Origin of the sequence: Actinoplanes sp. NPDC051633, assembly GCF_040681735.1 — a bacterium.
In the GTDB taxonomy this organism is placed as follows: domain Bacteria; phylum Actinomycetota; class Actinomycetes; order Mycobacteriales; family Micromonosporaceae; genus Actinoplanes.
In genome coordinates this window covers 1-1,570 of record NZ_JBFAZH010001513.1, presented here as the reverse complement: position 1 = coordinate 1,570, position 1,570 = coordinate 1, and the positions used below count along the sequence as shown (strand labels likewise).

2 protein-coding genes are annotated in these 1,570 nt (G+C 74.8%); both read right to left on the bottom strand.

Annotated elements, in window-relative coordinates:
- Window positions 1-1,006, bottom strand: a 1,006-nt coding sequence (cobT, locus tag AB0M20_RS42645; RefSeq protein ID WP_364307121.1) for a nicotinate-nucleotide--dimethylbenzimidazole phosphoribosyltransferase, incomplete at its 3' end; no start/stop codon positions are given.
- A gap of 47 nt (window positions 1,007-1,053) precedes the next feature.
- Window positions 1,054-1,570, bottom strand: a 517-nt coding sequence (locus AB0M20_RS42640; RefSeq protein WP_364307119.1) for an aminotransferase class I/II-fold pyridoxal phosphate-dependent enzyme, incomplete at its 5' end; no start/stop codon positions are given.

Sequence of the window (1,570 nt, the reverse complement as noted above, 5' to 3'; positions counted from 1 at the left end):
CGGATGGCTTTTCGGAGACCCCCGCCGCGTCGAAGGTCGCCACCTCGTGCAGCACCCGCACGGCGCTCGCCACGATCGGCAGCGCCAGCAGCGCGCCGGTCCCCTCGCCCAGCCGCATGCCCAGGTTCAGCAGCGGGGTGAGGCCGAGGTGCTCCAGCGCGGCGGCGGCACCGGGCTCGGTGGAGAGGTGCCCGGCGACCATCGCGGCGATCGCATCGGGCGCCAGAGCCGCCCCGGCCAGTGCCGCCGACGCCGCGATCACGCCGTCCACGACCACCGGCACGCGTCGTTCCGCGGCGCCCAGGATGAAGCCGCACAGTGCCGCATGCTCGAGCCCGCCGACGGCGGCCAGCACGCCCAGCGGATCCGCCGCATCCGGCCGGTGCCGCGCCAGCCCGTCCCGGATGACATCGATCTTGCGGGCGTGGGTGTCGTCGTCGATGCCGGTGCCGCGACCGGTGACGGCCGCCGGCGAACGGCCGGTGAAGGCCGCGATCAACGCCGCCGCCGGCGTTGTGTTCGCGATCCCCATGTCGCCGGTGAGCAGGCATTTCGCGCCGCCGTCGACCAGCGCGTGCGCGACCGAGACGCCGACCTCGACGGCCGCGGTCGCCTCCGCGCGGGTCATCGCCGGCTCGGCGGTGAAGTCGCGGGTGCCGCGGCGGATGTTGGCGTCCAGCAGGTTCGGCCCGCCGTGCAGCGGGATCGCCACGCCCACGTCGACGACCAGCACGTCGGCGCCGTTCTGCCGGGCGAAGGCGTTGACCACCGCGCCGCCCGCCACGAAGTTCAGCACCATCTGGGCGGTGACCTCCTGCGGCCACGGGCTGACGTCGCGGGCGTGCACACCGTGGTCGCCCGCGAAGACGGCCACCGTCGCCGGCTCCGGCATCGGGGGCGGGCAGGCGCCGGCCAGCCCGGACAGGCGTACCGAAAGATCCTCCAGCGTGCCCAGCGACCCGGCCGGCTTGGTCAGCCGGGCCTGGTACGCCCGCGCCGCCGCCATCGCGGCCTCGTCGGCGGGCCGGATCCCGGCGATCGTGCTCTCCAGCGTCACCGCAGCTCCTCGATCACGTCGGTCAGGACCCCGACGAATGCGTCCGTCGTCGCAGTGTCTCGCACCGCGATGCGCAGCCAATCGGGGCCCAGCCCGGGAAAGGTGTCGCCGCGACGCACCGCCCAGCCGCGTTCGCGCAGCTCAAGCCTTATCTTGTCGGCGCCCGCAAGCTTGATCGCCAGGAACGACGCCCGCGGCGTCCCGGCAATCGTGACGCCCGGCACTCTTTCCAGCCGCTCGACGAGGTGCGCCCGGTCCGCGGCGACCTGCCGGGCGATCTCGCGCTCCTCGGCGACGGCCCGCTCGGACGCGATCGCGGTGGCCGCCGCCAGCGCCGGCGTGGAGACGGGCCAGAGCGGCGCGTGCCGGCGCAGCCGCTCGATCACCGCCGGATCGGCGAGCACGTAGCCGACCCGCAGGCCGGCCAGACCCCACGTCTTGGTCAGGCTCCGCAGCACCACGACGCCGGGAAGATCGGTGCGGCCGGCCAGCGATTCCGGCTCACAGTGGTAG